Origin of the sequence: Paenarthrobacter sp. NPDC091669, from assembly GCF_044756725.1 — a bacterium.
In the GTDB taxonomy this organism is placed as follows: domain Bacteria; phylum Actinomycetota; class Actinomycetes; order Actinomycetales; family Micrococcaceae; genus Arthrobacter; species Arthrobacter bambusae_C.
Map to the genome: position 1 here is coordinate 145,025 of NZ_JBIVTK010000009.1, position 24,837 is coordinate 169,861.

Consider the following 24,837-nt stretch of genomic DNA (forward strand, 5'->3'; position numbering starts at 1 on the left):
TGTGATTAGCGGTTCCTCCGAAATTTTCCTGCTACCGGCAATTTCTCCAGTGGCAATCGTCCCAGTACTGTCTGGGCGGCCCCTGCAAGCTTCCTGACCGCGTGGTAGCCGTGGAAGATCAGCGGGTTCACCGGTGCAACGAAGTCCCCAACCAACTGGACCACCTCGCCCCCGAATCCCTTCTTGAATTCGTAGCCGCCATGGCCGGTCTCATCCTGGCCTTGGATGCCGAACGTGCCGTAGAAGTTGTAGCGCGAGTATCCGTTGTTGAGCGCGTGGAGCATCATGCCCCAGTACAGAGACGTAGCGCCGTTGAAGTAGATATAGTCCTGCACGGTGCCGCCAATGACGCACACCAATTCGTCGCCCGAGCATGCGAAGTGGATGGCAGCCACAGTGGCCACGCCTACGGAGTCCGGGAAGCGTTCGATGTCCTTGAGGCTGCGCTCATAGCTGTCCACGAGGTCCTGGACTACCTTGACGCGGTTGGCCTTCTTCTTGCTGCCGGTCTCTTCGACTTCACGCTTGAGGTCTGCGAGGGTCTTTGATTCAGCGTCCAGCCGTTCCGTGATGGACGCCCGGTACTCGGGAATGTTGATCTTGGCCATCATGAGCTTGGTGAACTCGTCCGAGGTGTTGCGGAGCAGTTGCTCGTAGTACTCGCGTTCGCGGTACGTGAAGCCCTTCTCATCCCCGGCAGTACTCAGCGCGTTGTAGAACTCATCCAGCGTTTCCAGCGTGGCCTGTTCCAGGTACACGCCGTTCTTCTCTGCTTTACGGATGGCCTTGCGGGTGCGGTAGTTCATGCCCATGATGAGCTCTTCGGAATCAGCAATCCCGTCGAGCTGTTTGATGAACATCCAGTTGATGTTGGCGAAGTTCATGTCGAAGCCTTGGTGCTTGAAGCCCAAACCCTCGAATTCCTTCAGCAGGGGACGGTTGTCCTCCACCTCGGGGTGCTCTGCGCCCTCTTCATCGCGCGCGATGTACCGGATGTTGGGCGAGATCCGCAGTTCAGCGGCCTTCTTCGAGGCTGCATGCTTTTTCAACTGCTCGACGACGAAGCGCACCACCGTGGGGTCGCTGTAGTCCATCAGCGGTCCCTTGGCGCAGTCTGCGATTTTGTAGCCCAGACGGTTGGACGAGTAGACCAGCTTTCCTGCAGCAATCAGGCTGCCACTCTGCCTGATCCCGAAGAGTTCCACTTCCTGGCCACGGGCACGCTGGAATCGCGTGAGGTCCATGGACTGGATGAAGCTCCCCTGCGGGTGTCCCTTGGCAAAGGTCTCGAAATCAGCGTCACTGAGAATCACGAATTCCATGGCGGTTCCAGCCTCAATCGGAGTCAAAGAAATTACCTCACCTAAAAGTAGATTTGCACCCGTTGGTGGCCGGGGCGGGCCTGCTGTTGGTTGGCTTGCTGGCTGCGGTGGCCGTCAGTAGAACTGGCCGCCGGTGCGCATGGTCTCGAGTCGGCGGAAGATGCGTTCCGCACCCTTGAGCCACAGCTTGTATCGGACAGGTCCGAGGACGAGGTCGTAGCAGCCCACAAAGTCCGTGACGGTCTTGGTGAAGCTCGTCTTGAACGATCCCAGGCCGTAGAGCGGGTGGCTCTTGTCCTTGATCCTTGCGGCAGGCGGCGTACCGCAGAAGTCGTACTCCACGCAGCCGAGTTCCTGCATGCGCTGGATAGCTGCCCACTGGACCAGGTGTGAATCGCCGTACTGCTTACGGTTCTGGGTGGATCCACCGTCCTTGTACGTGGCCTTTGACCCGTAGCTGATCACGAAAGCACCGACACTGGGTGCGCCGTCCTCATGGACGAAGAAGAAGTGGCCCTGCCCGCGGCTGGAGAACTCTTCCCAGAACTTTGCGTAGTACTCGTAGCTCCGCAGCGGCATGGCACCTTTAGCGTCCATGGTGTTCCGCATGAGGGCGTACAGCTTGCGGTAACCGTCCTCGCCGGGCTCTGCCTGCACAACCTCGCACCCTTCGCGTTCGGCCCTGCGGACCGCGTTCCGTGCACGCGAGGAGATGCTCCTCAGCACTTCGTTGGCCGGGGCTGAGACATCCAGAATGGCCGTGGAGTCGTTGGATTGGATGTTGGGCGCTTTGATTAACCCGGCGGCTTTCAGTTGCGCGGTCACCTCAGGTGACTCCACGACGTCGGGCTCGATCTTGATGGTGAAGACGTTCATCTTCTGTTCCTTGGCCAGGGTGGAGATGGCCTTGAGCATGGGGCTGATGTCTTCCACGGCGGCAGCGTCCGGGCCCTTGATCAGGTACCAAAGCCGGCCCAGGACCGGGAACTTCTTTTCCAGGAGCAGGTTGTAGCTGGAGTAACCGGAGGTCTCCACCACCAGGCGGCGGACCAACCAGCCGTTACCGTCCTTGACTGCGGCATAGGCATCCGACTGCAGCATGTTGCCGCCGTTCGGATTGGCCGTGACGTGCTTGTCCCAGTTGTCGATTTCCTCGGCGGTGGCAAAGCGGGCGGTGAATTCTCGCAAGGTGGCCGTGTCCAATCTCAGGGGTTTGGTGCAGTGTTCAAAAGCTCGGTGCGCATGCGGACATGCAGCCCCAAGTCTATCGGGCCGGGAAAAATCTGCTGGTCTACGAGCAAATCCGCAGTCCCGCGGTTACCTACAAGCGGATCTGGTCCGGGCTCTCCAACTGGATCGCCTTCGGCTGCCTGCCCAGTTCACGCTGGCCGCTGACGAGCCGGTCCGCGTTGGTGAGCCTGCTCAGGCTCAGTCCTGTCAGGTCTGCTATCTGCCCAATGGGAACCTGGAAGGTCCGGAACGGTCCCAGCGGGGGTGGCTCCCCTTCCAGAAGCTTCTGGTCGATGGCCCTTTTCAGTTCCGCTTTGCCCAGCAGCGGCGACTGGTCAAGGACGAACCCGACGGCGGCCAGCTTGGCATCGTTGGTCCAGGCCGCGATCTTCCAGAACTTCCGCGGGATCTGGACGCCGCGGTAGGGCTGGTCATCGTCAAGGAAGACGGGTCCCGTGAAAACGCTGAGCTTGGCGTCGTGGGCGTCCGCGTGGCTCAGAACGTGATCCTCGAGCCCCACCCACAGCTCTTTGCCTTGGTTGAAGTCATCCACCTGCGGCGCAGCGTTGGTGAAGGCAAACGTGTCCTGGTTGGCTTTCTTGGCCGTGACCGCGTCACCCCAGACGGGATCCAGACGCCTCACCAGGTGGCCGCGGTCAAAAGCGTTGTTCTTGTACACATCCGGGCCGGCCTGCTGCTCCCTGGGAATCCTGTCGTCGAAATGCCAGGTGCCCTCACGGGCCAGTGGATTCAGTTCCTTGCCGTGGATGTTGACCCCCACGATCGCCGCGAGTTTCCGGGCAGCCCGGAAACGCACGGAGAAGTGGATGTAGTCCAAAAGAATCGTCGTTGCCGACGGACTGGGCAGCTCAAGGCGTGCCCGCAAAAAATCCCTGTCGTATCCCCCGCTCATGGATACAGCATGGCACTAGGCACTGACAGTAAACAGACTCAGCATTCGACGACGTTGACGGCGAGGCCGCCCATCGCTGTTTCCTTGTACTTATCGGACATGTCCTTGCCCGTTTCCCGCATGGTCACAATGACCTCATCCAACGACACCCGATGCGTCCCATCACCCCACAACGCCATCTTCGCCGCATTGATCGCCTTCGCCGCAGCAATCGCATTCCGCTCAATACACGGAATCTGCACCAACCCCCCGATCGGATCACACGTCAACCCCAAATTATGTTCCATCGCGATCTCCGCAGCATTCTCCACCTGCCCCGGAGTACCACCCATCACCTCAGCCAAACCAGCAGCAGCCATCGACGACGCCGACCCCACCTCACCCTGGCAGCCCACCTCAGCACCCGAAATGGACGCCTGCTCCTTATACAACACACCCACAGCACCCGCAGTGAGCAAGAACTTCACCACCACATCATCCCGATCCTGCTGGGAAGCCTTGTCCATGCCCGGCGCATAATTCAACGCGTAATACAACACCGCCGGAATAATCCCCGCAGCACCATTCGTCGGCGCCGTCACCACCCGGCCACCGGACGCGTTCTCCTCATTGACCGCCAACGCGATCAGATTCACCCACTCCTGCCAATACTTCGGATCATTCCGGTCCTTATCCTCCTTCAGCAGCCGCTCCAACCAATCAGGAGCACGACGCCGGACCCGCAACCCACCAGGAAGCACACCCTCACGCTTCAAGGACGTTTCAACACAGGCCTCCATCACCTGCCAGATATGCAGCAAACCCTCCCGGATCTCCTCCTCCGACCGGGACGCCCGCTCATTGATGAACATGATGTCGCTGATCCCCAACCCCTTGGACTGGCACCGGCCCAACAACTCCGCCGCCGTCCTAAACGGCAACGGCAACTCCTTCTTCGACTCCTCCAACTCCTGCTGCGCGGCGTTCTCCTCACCCTCACGAACAATGAACCCACCACCCACCGAAAAGAACGTCGCCTCCCGCAGAACATTCCCCCCGGCATCAGAAACAGCAAACTTCATCCCGTTCGTATGCCGCGGCAACACCGTCAACGGATGCAACACCATATCCTCCACCGCATACGGCAACTCCACACCTTCACCGGACGCACCAGCCAGGTTCAGCACACCCGTCTCCGCGATAGCGGCCAACCGCGCCTCCACCTCGTCAGGCAGGATCAGCTCAGGGTGGTACCCCTCCAAGCCCAACAGCGTGGCAGTCATGGTCCCGTGACCACGACCCGTCGCAGCCAACGAGCCGTACAGGTCAACCCGCAACGAAGCCACCGAACCCAGGACACCAGCGTCCTTCAGCTCACCGGCGAACACTGCGGCAGCCCGCATGGGCCCCACAGTATGAGAACTCGACGGGCCGATACCCACGGAAAAAAGATCGAAAACACCAACAGCCATGGTCGGGATTCCTTAATACAGTTTGAAACGGTCCGGCAGATGGTCCTGCCGGATGGCCTCCCCCGCTTGTGGCGGAGATCGACCGAAGCACGACGCCGGATGGCCCCCAAAGGCGGCAACCCGGCGTCGCGAATTTATTCAGTTCTACAATCCCACGCTACGCCACAGTGGCACATGGTGGTCTGCCTGAGGTCGGCCCGTTGGCGCTGTCCGCTCAGGCGCGAAACCTAGGAGAGGTCTCCGCCATTCTTGGAGGCGTATTCCTCGGCGGAGAGCAGCGGGCCCTCGGACTCAGCAGCAACCTTGAAGAGCCAGCCGGCGCCGTAGGGGTCGTTGTTGATCAGTGCGGGGTCGCCGACAACTGCGTCGTTGATCTCCGTGACCTCGCCGGTAACGGGCGAGTACAGGTCCGAGACGGACTTGGTGGACTCAACTTCGCCACAGGTCTCGCCTGCAGTAACAGTCGAACCGACCTCGGGCAGGTCAACGTACACAATGTCACCCAGAGCGTCGGTGGCAACCTCGGAGATACCAACGGACACTGAGTTCCCGTCTCCGCGTGAAACCCACTCGTGCTCGTCGGAGTACTGAAGTTCGGGCGCTACTTTGGGCATTCTGTTTCCTTTACGTGTGGTGATGAAACGGGGAGTTACTTTTGGCGCTTGTAGAACGGCAGTGCGACGACTTCGAACGGCTCGCTCTTGCCCCGAAGGTCAATGTCCAAGGCGGTGCCAAGCTCTGAGTACTCGACGTCGACATACGCCAACGCTACCGGGTAGCCGAGCGTGGGGCTGGGCTGACCGGACGTGACTTCGCCAATCACTGCGCCGTCCTTGAGGACCGGGTAGTGTCCGCGTCCAGCGCGGCGCCCCAGGCCTTTGAGGCCAACGAGCTTGCGTCCGCTGGTGGAGCCGGCGCCCTCTGCCTTCAAGGCAGCCAGTGCGTCCTTACCCACAAAGTCGCCTTCCTTGGACAGTGCCACCACGGGGCCGAGTCCGGCTGCGAAGGGGTTGCCTTCGCGGGAGAGCTCGTTGCCGTACAGGGGCATGCCGGCTTCGAGGCGCAGGGAATCGCGTGAGGCGAGACCGGCCGGGGTGAGTTCGCCTTCTTCAGCGACGCCGGCGATGGCCTGCCACAACGCAGCAGCGGACTCGTTGGCTACGAAGATCTCGAAGCCGTCTTCGCCGGTATACCCGGTGCGGGCCAACAGCAGTTCCTGCGTGCCGCCGTCGAACGTGAACGGGACGTCAACCGCCGCGTAGTACTTGAGTTCAGTGACCAGCGCGTGCTGCTCGGCGGGCACCAGGCGGAGGAGGATCGCTTCGGCCAGCGGCCCCTGCACAGCGATCAGCGAGGTCTCAGCGGAGGCGTCCTCAACTACGACGTCAAAACCGGCGGCGCGCTCCAACAGGGCTGCGGCAACAACCGCAGCATTGCCGGCGTTCGGAACCACCAGGAACTTCTCGTCACCACGACGGTACGTGATGAGGTCATCGATGATGCCGCCGTCTTGCTGGCAGATCAGTGAGTACTTGGCTTTGCCCACGGCCATGGCGGAGATTTTGCCCACCAGGGCGTAGTCGAGGAATGCTGCGGCCTCGGGGCCGGTGACCCAGACTTCGCCCATGTGGGAGAGGTCGAACAGGCCGGCGGACTTGCGGACGGCGTGGTGCTCAGCCAACTCTGAGGAGTACTTAAGCGGCATCTGCCAGCCACCGAAGTCGGTGAAGGACGCGCCGAGTTTCTTGTGCTCTTCGTACAGAGCCGTGTAGTTCTCAGTCATGACCGATCCTTTAGTTTTCGAAGTCTTCGATCGGCGGGCAGGAGCACACCAAGTTGCGGTCTCCGGCTGCGCCGTCAATGCGGCCTACGGGCGGGAAGTACTTGTCCTGCTTGAGGTGGTGGACCGGGAAGGCGGCCTGCTCACGCGGGTACGCGCGGTCCCAATCAGAACTTACGACGGCGGCAGCCGTGTGCGGTGCCTTGCGCAGCGGCGAGTTCTCTACCGTGAATTCGCCGTGGGCCACCTGGTCGATTTCCTTGCGGATGGTGATCATGGCTTCGATGAAGCGATCGATCTCCACGAGGTCTTCGGATTCGGTGGGTTCCACCATCAGGGTTCCAGCAACCGGGAAGGCCAGGGTGGGGGCGTGGAAGCCGAAGTCGATGAGGCGCTTGGCCACGTCCTCAGCTGTGACGCCGGTCTTGGCCGTGAGTTCGCGGAGGTCCAGGATGCACTCGTGGGCTACGAGTCCGCCTTCGCCGGTGTAGAGGACCGGGAAGTGGTCGTTGAGGCGGGAAGCGATGTAGTTCGCGGCGAGCAGCGCAGACTTGGTTGCTTCGGTGAGGCCCTGGCCACCCATGAGCTTCACATAGGCCCACGAAATCGGCAGGACGCCTGCGGAGCCGAAGCGGGATGCGGAGATCGGGACGTCGTTGCCTTCGGTCCAGGAGGCCGCATCACCGGGCATGAACGGCGCAAGGTGCGCCTTGGCTGCGACCGGGCCAACGCCCGGGCCGCCACCGCCGTGCGGGATGCAGAAGGTCTTGTGCAGGTTCAGGTGGGATACGTCGCCGCCGAACTTGCCCGGCTGTGCAAGGCCAACAAGGGCGTTGAGGTTGGCTCCGTCAATGTAGACCTGGCCGCCGGCCTCGTGGATGGCATCGCAGACTTCGCGGACGTCGGCGTCGTACACACCATGCGTGGAGGGGTAGGTGATCATGATGGCCGAGAGGGCATCCCGGTGGGCTTCGATCTTGTTCTTGAGGTCAACGTGGTCGATGGTGCCATCCGGCGCGGTAGCAACCACGACAACCTTCATGCCTGCCAGCACTGCCGAGGCAGCGTTGGTGCCGTGGGCAGAGGCGGGGATGAGGCAGACATTGCGCTGCTCGTCGCCGCGGGACAGGTGGTAGCCACGGATCGCCAGGAGTCCGGCGAGCTCGCCCTGGGAACCGGCGTTCGGCTGGATGGAGACCTGGTCATAGCCGGTGATCTCGGTCAGCTGCGCTTCGAGGTCGGAGATCAGCTCACGCCAGCCCTCGGTCTGGGAATCCGGGGCGAACGGGTGGATGGAGGCGAACTCCGGCCAGGAAATGGCTTCCATCTCAGCGGTGGCGTTGAGCTTCATGGTGCAGGAACCCAGCGGGATCATGGTGCGGTCCAGCGCGAGGTCGCGGTCTGAGAGCTTGCGGATGTAGCGGAGAAGCTGGGTTTCGGAGCGATGGGTGTTGAACACCGGGTGCTGCATGAAGTCGCTGGTGCGCTCCACGGAAGCTTCAAGCACGAAGCCTTCAGCGGCTTCGGAAACGGAAGCTCCGAAGACCGCCGCGACGTCAGCGACAACCTCGGACGTGGTGGTCTCATCAACCGAGATACCCACAGTGTCAGCGTCAACGCCGCGCAGGTTGATGCCCTTGGCCTCGGCAGCAGCGACGATCTCTGCAGCCTTGCCCGGGACGCGGACGGTGATGGTGTCGAAGAAGGAACCGTGAAGGACCTCGACGCCGGCAGCCTTCAGTGACGCTGCGAGGGTGCGGGCATGGCTGTGGGCGGTTTCGGCGATCGCTTTGAGGCCCTCGGGGCCGTGATAAACGGCGTACATCGAGGCCACGATGGCCAGCAGTGCCTGCGCGGTACAGATGTTGGACGTGGCCTTCTCGCGGCGGATGTGCTGCTCGCGGGTCTGCAGCGCCAAACGGTAGGCGGGGACACCGGCGTCGTCCTTGGAAACGCCCACCAGACGGCCGGGCATGGAACGCTCCAGGCCCTTCTGGACCGCCATGTAGGCGGCGTGTGGGCCGCCGAAGAACAGCGGAACGCCCAGGCGCTGTGCGGAGCCAACGGCGATGTCCGCACCCTGCTCGCCCGGAGGGGTGATGAGAGTGAGGGAGAGGAGGTCGGCGGCGACGGTAACCAGCGCGCCACGCTCCTTGGCCTCGGCGATCACAGCTGAGTGATCGAAGACGCGGCCGGAAACGCCCGGCTGCTGGAGGACGAGGCCGTTGATGGCGCCTTCCGGGAGACCGAGGGAAAGATCGGCAACCTCGACCTCGAAGCCGAGAGCCTCGGCGCGGCCCTTGACGATGGCAATCGTCTGCGGGAGGCAGTCGGCGTCGAGGACAGTCTTACCGTCCTGGACGGCCTTGTTCTTGTTGGCACGGCGCATCATCAAGACGGCTTCGGCCACGGCCGTTGCTTCGTCCAGCAGGGAGGCGTTGGCAATCGGCAGGCCAACCAGGTCCTGGACCATGGTCTGGAAGTTCAGGAGAGCCTCGAGACGGCCTTGGGAGATTTCCGGCTGGTACGGGGTGTAGGCGGTGTACCAGGCCGGGGACTCAAGGATGTTGCGGCGGATCACCGGCGGGGTCACGTTGTCGTAGTAGCCCTGGCCGATCATTTGAACGGCCGTCTTGTTCTTGGACGCGAGTTTGCGGAGCTCAGCCAGAACCTCAACTTCGCTCAAAGCGTTCTGCAGGGTGAGGGCAACGTCCTGGCGGATGTCGTTCGGGACGGCGGTGTCCACCAGCGAATCAACGGTGTCGTAACCGACGGACTTGAGCATGGTCTCGATGTCGGCCTGGCGGCGGGCGCCAATATGCCGATCGACGAAGGTGGTGGAGGCAGAACTAACCGTCACGAAGGAACTCCATTACTTGGGCGGCGTTTGGGTACGCCACAGCGGCTGGGTTCCTCCCCGCTCTGTATTGGACCTGAGAGTTTCCGCGCGTTGCGTCAACAACACCGCTTGCACCGTCGGTGAGCACAGCACTCTTTCACCCTGAGGGGGGCCAAGTGCCTGCTGCTTTCCAGAGTTGCCTCGCCGCGGCGGTGCGTGGGCCTGAGAGATTCCTGGGGAGGGTTTGCTCCTACGGCGCCTGCATCACGTGCTTGCAGGACTCTCCCGCCGCAGATCGAAGGCATTTTCAGTTATGTATGGCCCCGATCAGGGCAGGCCACAAGGGTTAATTGTCCTACGTCATGGGCGCCGCCGCAAATGGACGATCTTGCTACTTCCGCAGCCGCTCGAGGACTCCGAGCAGGATGTCGACGTCGGCCTCCCGCCCGGCATTGCCGCCCTCCTGCCCACCTTCGAAGATGGCGTTGAAATACAGGCCGTCACCCATATAGCTCACAGCCTTGGCGACCTCCGGGCCGACATCCTCGGCGAGCACGTCCAGCCAGCGCTGTTGAATGGCGGCGAATCTGCGACGCGTTTCCTCGTGGGCCACTTCAGCCAATCTGGTCACGGCGACAAAAGCCCGGTCCATGGGCGTGTCAGCCCAGAGCGAGGAGCGGATGAAGTAGGCGGCGGAGCCATCGGGCGACGCCTTCATCAGTTCCGTGTCCTCGTCGGCCAGAAGGTCCAGGCGTTCAAGGAGGGCCGTAATCAGGGCTTCCTTGTTGGGGAAGTGATAGAGCAGCCCGCCTTTGGATACCCCGGCGCGCTTGGCAACGGCGTCGAGCGTGGCAGCCCGCTCCCCCACCTCGATGAGGAGGGCTTCGAAAGCATCCAGGACGGCGTCCCGGGCAACTGGTTTTCGTGGCATGTGTCCATCATTCCCTAAAGGCTCGCCGGGTTGTATTTGAAACTGTACCGTCTGGACGGTACAGTAAATGACATGTACTCGCCGTCCTCAACCCAAACGCCCCGTTCCGCTCGTCCCGATGTGGGCCAGGCAGCACCGTGGCGCGATTGGACGGCACTGGCACTCCTGATGTTCCCGGTGCTGCTGGTGGCCGTCGACAACACCGCGCTCACCTTCGCCCTGCCCGAGATCGCCCGCTCGCTGGATGTGGGCGGCGTTCAACTGCTCTGGATTGTTGACGCCTACCCGCTGGTCCTTGCCGCACTGCTGGTCTCCATGGGCAACCTCGGTGACAGAATCGGACGACGGCGGCTGCTGCTGATCGGCAGCACAGGCTTCGCAGCGGTTTCGGCTGCTACGGCGTTCGCGCCTTCCGCTGAATGGCTCATTGCCGGACGCGCGGGCCTTGGTGTCTTCGGCGCCATGTTGATGCCCTCAACGCTGTCCCTGATCCGGAACATCTTCACCGATCCCAACCGCCGGCGGCTTGCGATCGCCGTCTGGGCTGCCGGCTTCTCCGGTGGCGCTGCGCTCGGCCCGATCTTCGGCGGCTGGCTGGTGGAACACTTCTGGTGGGGTGCCGTCTTCCTGGTGGCAGCATTCCTGCTCCTGCCGCTCCTCGCCTTTGGCCGGATCCTGATTCCCGAATCCAAGGACGCCGATCCTGGCCGCGTGGACGTGACCAGCATTGTCCTGTCCGTGGTCACCATGGCCCCGTTTGTCTACGGCATCAAGGAATTCGCAGTTCACGGCTTCGGCGCATCGGCTGCAGCTTTCATGGGCTTCGGCCTGGTGATGGGCATTCTGTTCGTTCGCCGCCAGCAGCGGATCGAGAACCCCATGCTGGACGTCGCTTTGTTCAAGAACAAGGTGTTCAGCACGGCAATCGTGGCCAACGTGCTGTCTCTGTTCTCCATGACGGGCTTCATTTACTTCTTCGCCCAGCACCTGCAGCTTGTTGAGGGACAGTCCCCCATGGAAGCAGGCATCGCCATGATTCCTGCCCTCCTGGCAACGGTCATCGCAGGCTTGCTGGTGGTGCCTCTGGTAAAGCGTGTCAGGCCCGGGTTCGTTGTCGCTGCAGGGCTGACGCTCAGCGCCGTCGGTTACTTGATTGTGGTGGTGGGCGATCACGGCAGCGGACCCGTATTCCTGCTGTCTGCCCTGACCGTTCTCGCCGTGGGCGTGGGTGCTGCGGAGACCATCTCCAACGACCTCATCCTGGCTTCAGTACCAGCTGACAAGTCCGGTGCGGCCTCGGCCATTTCCGAGACCGGCTATGAACTCGGTTCGCTCCTGGGAACGGCTGTGCTCGGCTCGATCCTCACGGCGTCCTACCAGCACAACCTCATCATTCCGGACGGCGTCTCCTCGCAGGCCGCCGGGAAGTCCGGCGAAACCCTCGCCGGTGCCGTTGATGCGGCAGCCGCACTCCCGGCGCCGTTGTCGGAAGCGCTGACGGTCGCCGCCCGGACCGCTTTTGAGTCCGGCGTCCACATCACTGCGGCGATTGGGCTGGTCCTGATGGCCGGCGCGGCAGTGCTCGCCGCCGTCGTGCTCCGGCGTGTGCCGAAGGCGCAGTAAAGAACACATACCGTTGCGGGGCCCGCTTTGCGTGGTTCTCCCGGGATTTAGCACGCAAACCGGGCCTCACAAGGCTTCGGTCGGCGCCGCTTTTTCGTCGACGCCGGCGGTCAGTTCGTCGATTCTGTCCAGGGCGTCACTGAGTCGGGTCACCGTATTCCAAAGGTCTGGATGCTGTCCCCTGACTTCCTGGAGCGTGGTGCCGGCGGAGGTCAGGGACGCGAGGTCGAAGCTCACGTTGGTTCGGGCTCCGGCGATGGCTGCACGGAGAGCTCCAAAGCCCACAACGACATCGGCGATCAGCGCCGGGTTCCCGTTGGCAGCGAGCCAGCCGAGGTCTTCAATGGCGTTGATGGCCCGTTCCCCCAGGACGGCCGAAGCCTTGGCAGCATCGACGGAGGCCTGATGAACAGCGTCGTCTCGTTCCGGGCCGGGGTCGAGGCGGAAGGCGGCGCCGAAAGCGTTGGAGGCGGATGCGTCGTCGTCGGCTAGTTGAAGCGCAGCTTGGCGGAGTGCGTGGGCCCGGGCGTGGATGCCAGCGAGCTGTTCACGCTGGGCTTCCTCCGCTTCGGTGTATCCGGCCACCATGGACGTCAACGCGGCCGCGATGGAGAGCATGACCCCGGTCCCGGCACCCCCGCCCGGCGAACCGGTGGATTCCGCCAAGGCCTTGGTCCAAACCTGCACGCTGGATTGCTGAGTGGTGACTGATTCAGAATCTTTCATGCCATCCAGTGTGCCGGGGCTTCCCGGCCTTTGCAGCTTTGGGCTGGATACACTGGCCAGACCCAGGCGTCGAACGAAAAGGGCAGACTCATGACCATTGACCTAGAAGAGCTCTACAAAGACCTGCATGCCCATCCGGAATTGTCTTTCCAGGAGACCCGCACAGCGGGGATCGCCGCGGGCCATCTTGAAGACCTCGGTTTCACCGTCCACCGCAACATCGGAAAGACCGGGGTTGTCGGCGTTCTGGACAATGGGCCCGGACCGGTGGTGATGCTCAGGGCAGACATGGATGCGTTGCCGGTCAAGGAAGCAACGGGTTTGGACTACGCCAGCACGGCCGTGGGTGTTGATCATGAGGGCAAGGACATGCCCGTCATGCATGCGTGCGGCCACGACGTGCACGTGAGCTGCCTTGTTGGCGCGGTGGAGGTCCTGGCCGCCCAACGTGATGAGTGGCAAGGCACCCTGATAGCCCTCTTCCAGCCGGCCGAAGAATGGGGCGGCGGGGCAGAAACCATGGTTGCCGACGGGTTGTATGACGTGGTGCCGAAACCCGACGTCGTCCTGGGACAACACGTGGCCCCCTTCCCCGCAGGATGGTTTGGCATGCGTCCCGGCGTCACCATGGCGTCCGCCGATTCCCTCAACATCACTTTGCATGGACGTGGGGGCCACGGATCGCGCCCGGAGACCACCATTGATCCGGTATTGATGGCTGCTGCAACCACTGTCAGGTTGCAGGGCATCGTCTCGCGTGAACTCGCAGCCAGTGACTCCGCGGTGGTGACCGTTGGGCAGATTCACTCAGGGACCAAGAACAACATCATCCCGGAAACGGCAACCCTGGGCCTCAGCGTCCGCACGTTCAGTGATGCCATCAGGGATAAGATCCTCGGCTCAATCGAGCGTATTGCCAAGGGGGAAGCCACAGCTTCAGGTGCTCCCAAGGAACCGGAAATTCATTTCGAGGAACGGTTCCCGCTGACGGTCAACGACGAAGCTGCCACTGAGAGGGTGTCCGCAGCCTTCAAGGCCACGTTTGGCGAAACACAGATGATCGACCCCGGACCGGTGTCCGGGAGCGAGGACGTGGGAGTCTTGGCAACGGCTGCCGGTGCACCGCTGGTGTTCTGGTTCCTGGGTGGCGCCGAGCCCGCCTTGTTCAAGGAATTCGCCTCAACTGGTCGCCTTCCCGAGGACATTCCGTCGAACCACTCGCCATACTTTGCGCCCGTTATCCAGCCAACGCTGACACGGGGAACGGAAGCCCTGGTGACGGCAGCCCGGGAGTTCCTGGCCGCTGCATCCTAGGGTTATAGCCAAGCCAACCAGCCTGCTGGCAAAGGTGAAGGCGCTGCGGACGCAGCGCCTTCACCTTTCTTGTTCGAGCAGGTCCAGTTTGCTTTCGGGCAGGTGCAGCTTCCTTGACCGTGCCAGTGAATGCCTAGACTTTCTCGCGGATGCGGTTCATCGTCGGTTCGGAAACCGCGGATTCCCTGCGACGGCGGGCCAGGAAAGTCCACAACGTTCCTTCCGTCCGTTGACGGCTCTCCGCCGGGGCCCCTGCCTTCTCTGCATCGGACTTTGCATCAGACGTGTGCGTCTCGGGCTTGCGCGCGGAGTCCTTCTTCGTGCGCCGCTCGAAGTCGTCGTAGTACGCGTAGCACATACCCAACCTCCTTTAACGGCTGTCTCTTAATCGTCCTCTGACAGGGCCTGCACGTCGATGGTTTTGTGCTTTGTGATCGGCTGGATCACTGTGCGGCACCGCAGCATCCGACCTAGTGGGATAGAGCTGCCTGGCGCGCTTCCCGCACAGCCGACGTGGTCTCCTCCATGATGAGATCGGCATTGATGGCAGCGCCCGACATGACTCCTGACGCTGCGGAAGCCATGACCTGCCCCATGAGATCCGCGACGTTTCCCGCAGCCCAGACACCCGGCACCGACGTTGCACCGCCCATCGGGTTCACTTCCACGTGGCTTCCTACGCCCATGGGGTGCTCCACCGACGGGACTCCCAAAGACTCGAGCACAGCGGACCGGGCCTCCAAGCGCGGTCCGGTCACCACGGCTTCCATGGGGATCACCTTGCCCGTAGCCAGGACAACACCCCTCAACGCGTCGTCAGTGACTTCCAGCGCTTGGACTTTGCCGTCCACCACAGTGATGGATCGGGCAGCGAGTTGTTCCCATTCCTCTTCCGTCGGCTCCACAGCGTCATTGAGGAACAGCGTGACGTTGGGGCTCCATTGACGGAACAGCAGTGTCTGGTGCAAAGCCATCGGTCCGGAACCCAGAATTCCAATCGCCTTGTTCCGGACCTCCCAGCCATGGCAGTAGGGACAATGCAGGACGTCGCGGCCCCACCGTTCCCGGATGCCCTCGATGTCCGGGAGAACGTCCGTCAATCCCGTGGTGACCAGCAAGCGGCGGGCACCCACGGTCCGGCCGTTCGCCAACTCCACCTCGAAGGCGGGCTTCGCTCCGGCGGTGGGGTCCGCCGTCGAACGTGCCGCAACGGCTACGCCCTCCACGACGTCCGCCCCGTAGTCCCGGGCTTCGGTCCGCCCCAGTTCCAGCAGTTCCCTCGGGTCGATTCCGTCCCGGGAAAGGAACCCGTGAACCCCGGCGGCTGGCGCGTTCCGGGGCTCTCCGGCGTCGATGACGAGGACGGACCGCAAGGCCCTGCCCAGGGTCACGGCGGCACTTAACCCAGCCGCGCCACCTCCCACCACCACGACGTCGTACTCTCCGGCCATCTGCCGGTCTGTTACTTCTTCGCTCACTGTGCCTCCAGGCGTATCCAGCGGCCCTTCGCCGCTCCTTCCATGGTTGGTCACTGTTGAAGGAATCAGCAAGGAAGTTTGCCAATATGGCAAACTGAAAGGCATGACTACCGATTTCACCACAATGCTCGACGCCGTCGGCCCTCGCCTGCGCGCCATGCGGACACAGCGCAACGTGACCCTCGCGGAAGCTTCGGAAGGGACGGGCATCTCCGTCAGCACGCTCTCCAGGCTGGAATCGGGCCAACGCAAGCCAACACTTGAGCTTCTTCTCCCCATAGCGAGGCTGCATCAAGTCCCCCTCGAAGAATTGATTGACGCCCCGCAAACAGGTGATCCGCGCATTCACCTCAAGCCGCACGTTCACGAGTGGGGAACCGCCGTTCCTTTGACTCGACGCCCCGGCGGAATCCAGGCGTTCAAAATGGTCCTGAAGGGTGGCACGGGCAAAGAGACCCCGACGCCGCAGTCACATGAGGGCTACGACTGGGTATATGTCCTCAACGGCAAGCTCCGGCTGGTGTTGGGCGGGAACGACTTTGTCCTCAAACCGGGCGAAGTGGCGGAATTCGACACCAGGACTCCGCACTGGTTTGCCAGTGCCACGTCAGAGCCTGTCGAGCTCCTTACCCTGTTCGGCCAGCAAGGTGAACGCCTTCACGTACGGGCACGACCCAAACGACAGGAAGTCGCCCCGCGGGACTAGGAAGCAAGCCATTCCCGAGCGTTCCGGCGGGAAGCTGCCGGCTCAGCATCGGGCGCAGGGCGGTTGATCTCTGACCACACCTCATCAAGGGACAACCCAAGGACGTCAGCAATCGCGGCCACCGTGGGAAACGCCGGAGTAGCCACCCTGCCGGACTCGATCTTCCTCAGCGTTTCCGGTGATACCCGGGCATCGAGAGCGGTCTCGAGCATCGAGCGGTCACCCCGGGCGCGACGCAGCAAGGCACCGAGACGCTGTCCACGCTCGGCTTCTGCGGGTGTTAGTGGCAACCTGACCATAGCTCCAATTGTAATACCGGGATAATATGGCCGGGATAGTTATTGGTCATACACGAGAAAGGTGCCGAATGATTGAGATCCTGAGCCCCACCGAACTGCACCGGGCAAAAGAGGCAGGCGCGCTGGTTGCCAACATCCTGCAGGCGCTGAAGAGCCGGGCAACAGTGGGCACAAATCTCCTGGATGTCGACCGGTGGGCCAAGTCCATGATCCTCGAAGCCGGGGCTGTCTCCTGTTACGTCGACTACGCACCGTCCTTTGGCCGAGGACCATTCGGCCACTACATCTGCACAGGTGTCAACGACGCCGTCCTGCACGGCCTGCCCCGAAATTACGCGCTGGCCGACGGCGACCTGCTGACCCTCGATCTGGCTGTCCTGAAAGATGGAATCGCAGCCGACTCGGCGATCAGCTTCATTGTGGGTGAATCCAAGCCATCCGAGAGCGTTGCAATGATTGACGCCACCGAACGCGCCCTGCGAGCAGGGATTGCCGCTGCCCGGCCAGGCGCCCGCATCGGAGACATCTCCTATGCCATCGGGTCGGTCCTCAGTGAGGCCGGCTACCCCGTCAACACCGAGTTCGGCGGGCACGGCATCGGGTCAACCATGCATCAGGATCCCCACGTACCCAACATGGGACGGCCCGGCCGCGGATACAAACTCCGCCCCGGACTGCTGCTCGCTTTGGAGCCCTGGGTGATGGCAGACACCGCACAATTGGTCACAGACGCGGACGGCTGGACGCTCCGAAGCGTGACCGGCTGCCGCACAGCGCACAGCGAGCACACCATCGCCATCACCGACGGTGAAGCCGAAATCCTCACACTGCCGACGCTGACTCACTAGATGTGACGCTGGCTCACCAGATGTACTGTCCCGGCAGCGGGATCTTCACATCAGCCCGCCGCGCACTGCGGTGATGTGCTCTGCAACCCCTTCAACCTTCCATCTTCACGTTCTGGAGGGTCGGTGTCCGGGGAGTGGCGGGGCTTTGGATTGGTAGCTGTGTCCGGTGGGTGTGCTGATGTGCAGGGTGTGGGTGTCTGCGGGGAGGGTTTCTGCGGGCAGGGGTGTGGCGGTCCAGCCGGGGTTTTCTTTGGTATGGTTGCACGCTTCGCAGAGTCCTGCGGCGTTGTCCAGGGTGGTGGTTCCGCCGGAGTGCCAGGGCACGATGTGGTCGATGTGCCGGATGGGCGCGTCGCAGTAAGGCGTCCTGCAGGTATGGTCGCGGGCTTGGATGAACCGCCGGTGTCGGTGGGGGAATAGCCGGGCTTTGGAGTCCATCGCCAAAAGTTCCCCGCTCCCGGGTGCAGTGTAAAGCCGCCGGACCCAGACCGCGAAGTCGTGATCTTCCTCCGGCACCGGCCCATGGCCCGACTGACTGCCCGTCGGTGTTGTCCGTGCTGGCGAGGACCCGCGGCTTGCCGGGACTTCCTGGCTGGCTGAAGGGGCACGCTGGGGTAACGGTCGCTGTCCCGTTGGCCCCTGCCTGCGTCCTTGCGTCTGTTCTCCCGGACCGATGAGGGTTCTGGCCCACTCCGCCGGGACGATGCCGTAGCCGTGGAGCCGGGCGGGTTCGGAATCGCTTTGGAACAAGGTCCGGTCGGTCATGACGAGCTGGAGTTCAACACCGGCGACCCCGCCCGGGGTGCCGGTGATGCGTTCGGTCAGGGTGTCGGCCATGACCTGGCCACGGCCACGGGGATCACCACTGGAACGGGCGGCATCAGCGGCCCGGGACAGCGCGGCATAGGCTGCCACGCCTTGGGCGACCGGGAGCAGCGCGGTCAGGTACGTCATGGTGTCCGGCGCCGGACGCAGACTCACGGTCCGTTCCGTCGCGGCATGGCTGGCCCTCTGGGCAACTGACCGTGGATCACGCCGGTACGCGGCAGCTTTCACGGCAGCGACCAAGGCCCTGTCACCAACACCGTCGAAAGTCCCGGTATCGGGGGCGAGCTCTTCATCCACCGCAGCCCGGTCCTCCACGGACAAACACGCTGTTTCCTTCACCAACAGGGTCGCCCGCCATTCGTTGAGCAGGCCTTTGTTCAACGCCGCCAGGGTCCGCGGCATCTCCGTCACCAGGGCTTTGGCCAGGCCCACCAACCTCGAGCCACGGTTGGGTGATTCCCGCCGCGCCAACGCCACCTGCGCCCCTACACCCTTGCCACGCTCCGCCGCCGGCACCCCGGCCTCGGCCTGCTCAGCCCGCTGCGCCAGATCAAACGCCACAGCAATCTGCGCCTGCAACCCGGAAATAGCCGACTTCATCTCCTCCAACACCCGCAACTGCCCCACCAGATCACCACTGATGGTGCCGGCCCGAGCCACCCCTTGAGACAAAGCAAGAAGCGGCGCAGCAGACAACGCCGCCGACTTCGCTTGCCCTTCCCGGATCTGCTTCATGCCCCAACTCTCGCAGGAGGCACAGACATTATTAGAGGCTTCGCCCAGCCCAGTGACCGAGCCACCACGGGGACCAGACACCGGCGCGCAGCGTTGCCGGTCAAGGCCAATTTTCTCGAGCAAAACTCCTGCCCTAATACGCCATTCCGGGCGCAGTAGGGCGGAGGAATCGAACAACGGCGGGAACAACGCCTCACCGGGCCCGGAAGCCAGTCATGAATGAAAGCCATTCGGTTGGCGTCTTGCACTTTCGTAGTGACTCCCGTCATACTAAATGAACGCTATTCATTTAGTGATTGCCATCTCACCGGAGTACATGCCGCCAATGATCGAAACTACCTGCCTCGAAGGCCCCCGTTCCCGGGCTCGCGTCGAGCCCTCCACACGTACCCCCGTCATCATCGAACTCCCCTGCAGCCTCAACAACCCCTTGGACGGGAAAGCCCTCCACACTCCCGCCGCTGCCTACCCGGACCGCCGCGTGGCCAGTGTTGACGCGCACGAACTCTTCCGCGGCGGCATCCACTGCCTGACGCAGCAACAGCCTTCGGCCATCTAGAAAGGGCCTCACATGAGCCAGACAATCCGCCGCAGCGGCAACGACGCTGCAACGTCGCACGACATCAGCGGCAAGGGACTGAAGACGGGGCAGCTGGGGCTCCTCGCCGTCGTCGTTCTTGGCATTTCAACCATCGCCCCGGCGTACACGCTGACGGGTGCCCTTGGCCCCACGGTCAACGAAGTGGGGCTGCAACTGCCCGTGATCTTCCTGATCGGGTTCATCCCGATGATCCTGGTCTCGCTCGCCTACCGGGAACTCAACGCCGACTCCCCGGACAGCGGCACAACCTTCACCTGGGTCACCAAGGCGTTTGGCCCGTGGGTTGGCTGGATGGGCGGCTGGGGCCTTCTCGCGGCCAACATCATTGTCCTGTCCAACCTGGCGGGCGTTGCCGTGGACTTCTTCTACCTGTTCCTGGCGCAGGCTACGGGCTCACCTGAGCTCGCCGACCTCGCCTCCAACAAGCTCCTGAACGTCGCTACGTGCTTTGTCTTCGTGGCGTTGGCGGTTTGGATCAGCTACCGCGGCCTGCACACCACCAAGATTGTGCAGTACGGCCTGGTGGGCTTCCAGTTGCTGGTGCTGGGACTTTTCGTGGCCATGGCCTTTGCCAACTGGTCTACTTCCGAGACAGCTGTTCCCTTCAGCTGGGACTGGTTCGACGTCACCAAGATCGAAACCTTCGGCCAGATCGCCGCCGGCATCTCGTTGTCGATCTTCGTGTACTGGGGCTGGGATGTATGCCTGACGGTGAACGAGGAAACCGCCAACGGCAAGAAGACCGCCGGACTTGCGGGTACGCTCACGGCCGTCATCGTGCTGGGCATCTACCTGCTGGTCACCATTGCCACCATGATGTTTGCCGGCGTGGGTGACACGGGAATCGGCCTGAACAACGAGGAAAACCACGCCAACGTCTTCACGGCACTCGCCTCCCCGGTCATGGGTCCGTTCGCAATCCTCATGTCCCTCGCCGTGCTGTCCAGTTCAGCGGCATCCCTGCAGTCCACCTTCACGTCGCCGTCGCGCAGCCTGTTGGCCATGGCGCACTACGGCGCCCTGCCCGAGCGCTTCAGCCACATGAGCAAGAAGTTCTCGACGCCGGGCTTCGCCACCATTGCGGCGGGCGTCCTGTCCGCGGGCTTCTATGCGGTGATGCACGTCATCAGCGAGAACGTCCTCAACGACACCATCCTGGCTCTGGGCCTGATGATCTGTTTCTACTACGGGCTGACGGCCATCGCCTGTGCTTGGTACTTCCGCAACAGCGTTTTCACCAGTGCCCGGAACTTCTTCCTGCGGCTCGTTTGCCCGCTGGTGGGTGGCATCGGACTGTTCGTGGTGTTCCTGCAGACCGCCGTGGACAGCTGGGCTCCGGAATTCGGCAGTGGGTCCGAGATCTTCGGTGTGGGGCTGGTGTTCGTCCTCGGCATCGGAATCCTGGCTTTGGGTGCGGTGGTCATGCTGATCATGTCCCGCGTCCGGCCCGGCTTCTTCCGCGGCGAGACCATCCGGAAAGATACCCCGGCTCTGGTGGTGCCTGAATAACGAGCGTCGAAAACGCTGGAAAGCGGCCAGTTCACCCGGAAAATTCCGGCGAACTGGCCGCTTTTGTACGTTCTCGGCGACCCGCGGCTGCAATCACCAGCGATGGGCGACGTCCACTACCAAGCGGGAGCCGCCGTCGGGCCCGTCCAAGGTGAAGACCCTGAATGGAAGCCGGGCACGCACACCCAGCCCAATGCTCGTGGTGCCCTCAAAGCTGCCGGCATAAACCACCTGGCGGAAGGTCTGATAACCGGAGACGTTGGAGAGCTCCGCTTTGGCTGCGGGCAGGTAGGTGGGCTGGCTGTACTGGTTGTACGACGGCGCAGTCACCACCACCTGCAGGTCTGCGTCACCAAGCACGGGGATGGGGTAGCCGGTGGCGTCCTGGGTGACTACCGGAACATATCGGACGGAATAGCCGGCCACTTTTCCGGTCATGTCGATCACCATGCGGTCGAAACACGGCTGTTGGCCCGTGCGGACATTGGTGACGTTGGCGGAACTCATGTCGGGGTCGGCTTTGGCCAAAGAACCCCACGCAAGTCCGCAATATGCTGCTGCCGACGCTGGCCCCGGCGCCGCCAGACCGAGTCCGGCTGCGGCCAGGACGGCTGCCAGACCCGCTCCAATTTTCCTCATTTTTTGTGCCCCCTTCAGGCGAAGTTGATACTTCAACAGTAGGAGGGCGCAAGCCACTTTGGACTGGTTGTTGCCGCTTCGGCGCATAACCGTTAATGGGGCAACAAGGGGGTCACGGGAGGGTCGTCAAGGACAGCATTTACGGCCGACACGGGCAGTTTCCAGAGCCTTCGCACCCATGTTCGTGATCGAAGATAACGAGACCCGGGCGTTACCTATCCTTCGCAGTCCTTGCAGAACTTGAGACCGTTCTTTTCGAGCGCAATCTGGGACCTGTGACGGACCAGGAAACAGGAACCACAGGTGAATTCATCCGACTGCTCCGGGACAACAATGACGGTCAGTTCTTCACCGGAAAGATCAGCGCCGGGAAGGTCGATTCCTTCGGCAGTATCGTTTTCTTCGACGTCGATGACTGCAGTCTGTGCAGCGTTGCCACGGGATGCCTGAAGAGCCTCAAGAGATTCAGCCGGAGAGTCTTCTTCGGTCTTGCGCGGGGCGTCGTAATCAGTAGCCATTGAGGGTTCGCTTTCGTTGCTGCATAGTGCCTATTCCGGCACCTCAGTGAAGCAGTTTAGGGCATAGTACCCGCGTTCAACGAATAGTGTGCCCAACGCAACATTTTGCAGCTTTCGCAGCGTTCCCTATGGCTTTGGATGCACCCCCACAGTGTGCGATTGGATGGCCTGGGCGCTGGCCACCGTCACGCCGCTCAGCGCGGGCAGCCACGCCAGACGGTGCTCGTCCCCTGCCTCCACTTCAGTGCAATCCAGAACGTAGGCGGCCTCGATCCAGGCCCCCAGGGTGGTGCCGAGACGGGTTGCCAGCGAGGTCAGTGAAGCGATCATGCGGCAACCGTATCCAGCCTGGGTTTGGGGTCAGTTTCCATCTGGTCACAAGCTTGTTAACTACTCGGCTAGGCTGCTTTCCTCAGCGGGTTGACGCAACGTTGCAGGCCTTTTGCCGCCGTGGCAATATCAGCGGCAATCTTTGCCGCTGTCCACCTTGTCCTGTTGACCTTCGTGTATCTCTTCATGCTCGGCATTGCCTTGGCGCTTCTGAAAAGATTCCACCAAAATCTCTGGGCGCCCGTATTTCTGCATTCCGTCAACAACGCTTTGGTGCTGCTCAACATCGTGTCGGCTACGCAAAATTAGCCACGCTGCAGCGCCTGCTCGACGATGTACTCCGCGATGGCCATCGACGACGTCGCCCCCGGCGATGGTGCGTTACGCACCAAAACCATGTCCCGGCGTCGTGCAATCACAAAGTCATCCACCAGCGTGCCATCACCGTTCATGGCCTGCGCACGCACGCCACGGGTGCCAGGCAGGATGCTGGCACCCTCCAGCGCCGGAACAAAGCGCATCGCCTCCCGGATGAATTTCTTCCGGCTCACCACGGTCTGGAATTCGCGGACCGCCGACGTCACATTCTGCCGGGCGAAATTCCAGAAACCCGGAAAGAGCGCGTAGTTGGCAACATCGCGCAACGTCACCTCGTTCCAGGCATAGGACTCCCGCCCGAAGGAGATGAATGCATTGGGGCCCAGCATCATTTCGCCGTCAATCCGCTTGGTGAGATGAACGCCGAGGAACGGGTGTTTGGGGTCCGGCACAGGATAGATCAGGCCCTTCACCTGGTGGCGGGCTTCCGGGCCTACCAAGTAATACTGGCCGAAGAACGGGACGATCTTCGGGGTCGCCGGCTCGCCGGTCGCCGCAGCCAGGCGGTCCGACTGGAGACCCGCGCACGCCACCACCAGGTCGTAGTGTTCCCCGCCGTCCTTGGTGGTCACCACTACCCCACTGGCCTGCTGCTCCAGCGCCACAACTTCCTGCCCCAGCCGGATGCTCCCGCCCATGGCTCGAACGTCGTCTGCGAGCGCCTCGGTGATGGCTGTGTAGTCGACGATCGCCGTTTCCGGCGAGTGCAAGGCAGAAAGTCCGACGGCGTTCGGCTCCACCTCAGGTATCTGCCCGCCGCTCAGCATCCGCACTCCGGGGACACCGTTGGCTGTGGCCCGGGCGAAGATGGTGTCCAAACGCGTGGATTCCTCCGGCGTTTGGGCGATCACCAACTTGCCGCAGGCCTCATAGGGAAGGTTCTTCGCGGCGCAGAATTCCTGCAGCAACTCCACGCCCCTCCGGCACAGGCTTGCCTTCAGCCCACCGGGCTCGTAGTAGAGGCCCGCATGGACCACGCCCGAGTTGTGCCCGGTCTGGTGTGCCGCGAGCCGGTCTTCCTTTTCGTAAATGGTGACCTGGACGCCGTCGAGTCTGTTGGAGAGCTCCCTGGCCACCGCAACACCGATGATCCCACCGCCCACCACGGCGCAATGCTTGATGGTTCTCTTGCGTGGAGGGTTGGGCATGGCACTCCTCGTCATTGGGGCTCGGTCCATCGTTGCGTGGGTCCGTGTTGCGTGGGTCCGCGTCAGTCACAGCATGTCACGACGAGTGTGGCGGGACAGTGGAGGGGGACAAAAAGGGCACGAAAAAGGGCGGCACACGGGGTGCCGCCCTTTTTCGTTGGAGCGTATTACTTAGTGCTGGGCTGACTATGCAGTCGGCTGGTCAAAACGCTGGCCGGCCGGGTTGGACGGCAGGAGGGCGAAGATGAAGAGCGCAATGCCGCCCAGGCCGGGAATAAGGCCAATCAGCACGATCCAGCCACTGAAGTTTCCGTCATGGAGACGGCGAACCAGCAGGGCAATGGACGGGATGAGGATTGCCAGGTAGAAGACGAGGGCCAGAATAAGGCCCACAACGGATCCCGGACCGGGAGTGGCGGTTCCGTTTGCAGAAACGGTGGCCCCGGCGCTGCCGAGAACCAAGGTGAGGATCTGCAGGACGAAGCCCACAACACCCAGAACCAGTGCCACCCACCAGTATTCACTGCGGCTGGCGCGGCCGCTGAACGCGGTGTACTTCTTGAAGAAACGCTTGACGGCGGCACCGATCGGTGCGCCGTAGTAAGGAGCCCACAGCGGCGGTTCGCCGGTCTGTGCAGCGTACTGCTCGGTTTGTTGCGGTTGTTGCGGGTAAGCGCTCATTGGTATATCC

Annotated in this window: 25 protein-coding genes and 1 riboswitch; of the genes, 7 read left to right on the forward strand and 18 right to left on the reverse strand. The window is 62.5% G+C overall.

Translation table 11 applies throughout. The features are described 5' to 3' along the window. Positions 1 to 5: 5 nt before the first annotated feature. From ACIQLI_RS16170 to ACIQLI_RS16205, 8 genes are all read right to left on the reverse strand, one after another. A complete protein-coding gene (locus tag ACIQLI_RS16170) occupies positions 6 to 1,322 on the reverse strand; it encodes a peptidoglycan bridge formation glycyltransferase FemA/FemB family protein (protein ID WP_400390353.1) in 1,317 nt (438 codons plus the stop codon). A gap of 114 nt (positions 1,323 to 1,436) precedes the next feature. Further along, positions 1,437 to 2,525 carry a lipid II:glycine glycyltransferase FemX gene (locus ACIQLI_RS16175; RefSeq protein WP_400390240.1) on the reverse strand — a complete coding sequence of 363 codons (1,089 nt, stop codon included), beginning with the start codon at positions 2,523 to 2,525 and terminating at the stop codon, positions 1,437 to 1,439. A gap of 118 nt (positions 2,526 to 2,643) precedes the next feature. Then, positions 2,644 to 3,465 (reverse strand): DNA/RNA non-specific endonuclease, encoded by an 822-nt coding sequence (locus ACIQLI_RS16180; RefSeq protein ID WP_400390242.1) that lies wholly within the window; start codon positions 3,463 to 3,465, stop codon positions 2,644 to 2,646. A 38-nt stretch (positions 3,466 to 3,503) separates the two neighbouring features. Continuing rightward, entirely contained in the window at positions 3,504 to 4,916 is a 1,413-nt protein-coding gene (locus ACIQLI_RS16185; RefSeq protein ID WP_400390244.1) for an L-serine ammonia-lyase, read from the reverse strand. Positions 4,917 to 5,143: 227 nt separating this feature from the next. Continuing rightward, a complete protein-coding gene (gene gcvH / locus ACIQLI_RS16190; RefSeq protein WP_354231021.1) occupies positions 5,144 to 5,530 on the reverse strand; it encodes a glycine cleavage system protein GcvH in 387 nt (128 codons plus the stop codon). 35 nt (positions 5,531 to 5,565) lie between these two features. Continuing rightward, positions 5,566 to 6,699, reverse strand: coding sequence for a glycine cleavage system aminomethyltransferase GcvT (gene gcvT, locus ACIQLI_RS16195; protein WP_400390246.1), 1,134 nt, complete (start codon positions 6,697 to 6,699; stop codon positions 5,566 to 5,568). A gap of 10 nt (positions 6,700 to 6,709) precedes the next feature. Next, positions 6,710 to 9,556, reverse strand: a complete 2,847-nt coding sequence (gcvP, locus tag ACIQLI_RS16200) for an aminomethyl-transferring glycine dehydrogenase (protein WP_400390248.1) — start codon at positions 9,554 to 9,556, stop codon at positions 6,710 to 6,712. A gap of 179 nt (positions 9,557 to 9,735) precedes the next feature. Further along, positions 9,736 to 9,833: riboswitch (glycine riboswitch) on the reverse strand. A 93-nt stretch (positions 9,834 to 9,926) separates the two neighbouring features. Continuing rightward, complete coding sequence (locus ACIQLI_RS16205) at positions 9,927 to 10,466, reverse strand: TetR/AcrR family transcriptional regulator (RefSeq protein ID WP_354231027.1); 540 nt, start codon at positions 10,464 to 10,466, stop codon at positions 9,927 to 9,929. A gap of 72 nt (positions 10,467 to 10,538) precedes the next feature. Between ACIQLI_RS16205 and ACIQLI_RS16210 the strand changes: the two genes are divergently transcribed. Continuing rightward, the gene (locus ACIQLI_RS16210; RefSeq protein WP_400390251.1) at positions 10,539 to 12,089 is read left to right on the forward strand and encodes an MFS transporter; all 1,551 of its coding nucleotides are present in this window, start codon (positions 10,539 to 10,541) and stop codon (positions 12,087 to 12,089) included. Positions 12,090 to 12,155: 66 nt separating this feature from the next. On the opposite strand, the gene ACIQLI_RS16215 is transcribed toward ACIQLI_RS16210, so the two are convergent. Beyond that, on the reverse strand, positions 12,156 to 12,815 hold the full coding sequence (locus ACIQLI_RS16215; RefSeq protein WP_354231031.1) for a cyclodeaminase/cyclohydrolase family protein: 660 nt from the start codon (positions 12,813 to 12,815) through the stop codon (positions 12,156 to 12,158). Positions 12,816 to 12,905: 90 nt separating this feature from the next. Between ACIQLI_RS16215 and ACIQLI_RS16220 the strand changes: the two genes are divergently transcribed. Next, the gene (locus ACIQLI_RS16220) at positions 12,906 to 14,129 is read left to right on the forward strand and encodes an amidohydrolase (protein WP_400390253.1); all 1,224 of its coding nucleotides are present in this window, start codon (positions 12,906 to 12,908) and stop codon (positions 14,127 to 14,129) included. Positions 14,130 to 14,262: 133 nt separating this feature from the next. Here the strand turns inward: ACIQLI_RS16220 and ACIQLI_RS16225 are convergent, their stop codons facing one another. Both ACIQLI_RS16225 and ACIQLI_RS16230 read right to left on the reverse strand, forming a co-directional pair. Further along, positions 14,263 to 14,487 (reverse strand): hypothetical protein, encoded by a 225-nt coding sequence (locus ACIQLI_RS16225; RefSeq protein WP_400390255.1) that lies wholly within the window; start codon positions 14,485 to 14,487, stop codon positions 14,263 to 14,265. A gap of 112 nt (positions 14,488 to 14,599) precedes the next feature. After that, the gene (locus tag ACIQLI_RS16230) at positions 14,600 to 15,580 is read right to left on the reverse strand and encodes an NAD(P)/FAD-dependent oxidoreductase (RefSeq protein WP_400390355.1); all 981 of its coding nucleotides are present in this window, start codon (positions 15,578 to 15,580) and stop codon (positions 14,600 to 14,602) included. A gap of 130 nt (positions 15,581 to 15,710) precedes the next feature. On the opposite strand from ACIQLI_RS16230, the gene ACIQLI_RS16235 reads away from it, so the two are divergent. Continuing rightward, positions 15,711 to 16,313, forward strand: a complete 603-nt coding sequence (locus ACIQLI_RS16235; RefSeq protein WP_400390257.1) for a helix-turn-helix domain-containing protein — start codon at positions 15,711 to 15,713, stop codon at positions 16,311 to 16,313. Here ACIQLI_RS16235 and ACIQLI_RS16240 read toward each other — a convergent pair. Next, on the reverse strand, positions 16,310 to 16,612 hold the full coding sequence (locus ACIQLI_RS16240; protein WP_354231040.1) for a helix-turn-helix transcriptional regulator: 303 nt from the start codon (positions 16,610 to 16,612) through the stop codon (positions 16,310 to 16,312). The two genes, ACIQLI_RS16235 and ACIQLI_RS16240, sit on opposite strands and share 4 nt — an antisense overlap. 68 nt (positions 16,613 to 16,680) lie before the next feature. Here ACIQLI_RS16240 and map point away from each other — a divergent pair, with 68 nt between their 5' ends. Then, the gene (map, locus tag ACIQLI_RS16245) at positions 16,681 to 17,460 is read left to right on the forward strand and encodes a type I methionyl aminopeptidase (RefSeq protein WP_400390259.1); all 780 of its coding nucleotides are present in this window, start codon (positions 16,681 to 16,683) and stop codon (positions 17,458 to 17,460) included. A gap of 105 nt (positions 17,461 to 17,565) precedes the next feature. On the opposite strand, the gene ACIQLI_RS16250 is transcribed toward map, so the two are convergent. After that, positions 17,566 to 19,023, reverse strand: coding sequence for an HNH endonuclease (locus ACIQLI_RS16250; RefSeq protein ID WP_400390261.1), 1,458 nt, complete (start codon positions 19,021 to 19,023; stop codon positions 17,566 to 17,568). A gap of 325 nt (positions 19,024 to 19,348) precedes the next feature. On the opposite strand from ACIQLI_RS16250, the gene ACIQLI_RS16255 reads away from it, so the two are divergent. Then, complete coding sequence (locus ACIQLI_RS16255) at positions 19,349 to 19,582, forward strand: agmatine deiminase family protein (RefSeq protein ID WP_400390263.1); 234 nt, start codon at positions 19,349 to 19,351, stop codon at positions 19,580 to 19,582. A 12-nt stretch (positions 19,583 to 19,594) separates the two neighbouring features. Beyond that, positions 19,595 to 21,133, forward strand: coding sequence for an APC family permease (locus ACIQLI_RS16260; protein ID WP_400390265.1), 1,539 nt, complete (start codon positions 19,595 to 19,597; stop codon positions 21,131 to 21,133). Positions 21,134 to 21,226: 93 nt separating this feature from the next. Here ACIQLI_RS16260 and ACIQLI_RS16265 read toward each other — a convergent pair whose 3' ends face one another. The 3 genes from ACIQLI_RS16265 to ACIQLI_RS16275 all read right to left on the reverse strand — a co-directional run bounded on the left by ACIQLI_RS16265 (position 21,227) and on the right by ACIQLI_RS16275 (position 22,620). Then, complete coding sequence (locus ACIQLI_RS16265; RefSeq protein WP_354231050.1) at positions 21,227 to 21,772, reverse strand: hypothetical protein; 546 nt, start codon at positions 21,770 to 21,772, stop codon at positions 21,227 to 21,229. Between the two features lie 215 nt (positions 21,773 to 21,987). Continuing rightward, on the reverse strand, positions 21,988 to 22,290 hold the full coding sequence (locus ACIQLI_RS16270; RefSeq protein WP_207596486.1) for a DUF4193 domain-containing protein: 303 nt from the start codon (positions 22,288 to 22,290) through the stop codon (positions 21,988 to 21,990). Positions 22,291 to 22,416: 126 nt separating this feature from the next. After that, positions 22,417 to 22,620, reverse strand: a complete 204-nt coding sequence (locus tag ACIQLI_RS16275) for a hypothetical protein (RefSeq protein WP_400390266.1) — start codon at positions 22,618 to 22,620, stop codon at positions 22,417 to 22,419. A gap of 90 nt (positions 22,621 to 22,710) precedes the next feature. Between ACIQLI_RS16275 and ACIQLI_RS16280 the strand changes: the two genes are divergently transcribed. Then, positions 22,711 to 22,929 carry a lysostaphin resistance A-like protein gene (locus ACIQLI_RS16280; RefSeq protein ID WP_400390267.1) on the forward strand — a complete coding sequence of 73 codons (219 nt, stop codon included), beginning with the start codon at positions 22,711 to 22,713 and terminating at the stop codon, positions 22,927 to 22,929. On the opposite strand, the gene lhgO is transcribed toward ACIQLI_RS16280, so the two are convergent. Both lhgO and ACIQLI_RS16290 read right to left on the reverse strand, forming a co-directional pair. After that, on the reverse strand, positions 22,926 to 24,146 hold the full coding sequence (gene lhgO / locus ACIQLI_RS16285; protein WP_400390269.1) for an L-2-hydroxyglutarate oxidase: 1,221 nt from the start codon (positions 24,144 to 24,146) through the stop codon (positions 22,926 to 22,928). The two genes, ACIQLI_RS16280 and lhgO, sit on opposite strands and share 4 nt — an antisense overlap. A gap of 186 nt (positions 24,147 to 24,332) precedes the next feature. Further along, on the reverse strand, positions 24,333 to 24,827 hold the full coding sequence (locus ACIQLI_RS16290) for a DUF805 domain-containing protein (RefSeq protein WP_354231058.1): 495 nt from the start codon (positions 24,825 to 24,827) through the stop codon (positions 24,333 to 24,335). Positions 24,828 to 24,837 lie beyond the last annotated feature (10 nt).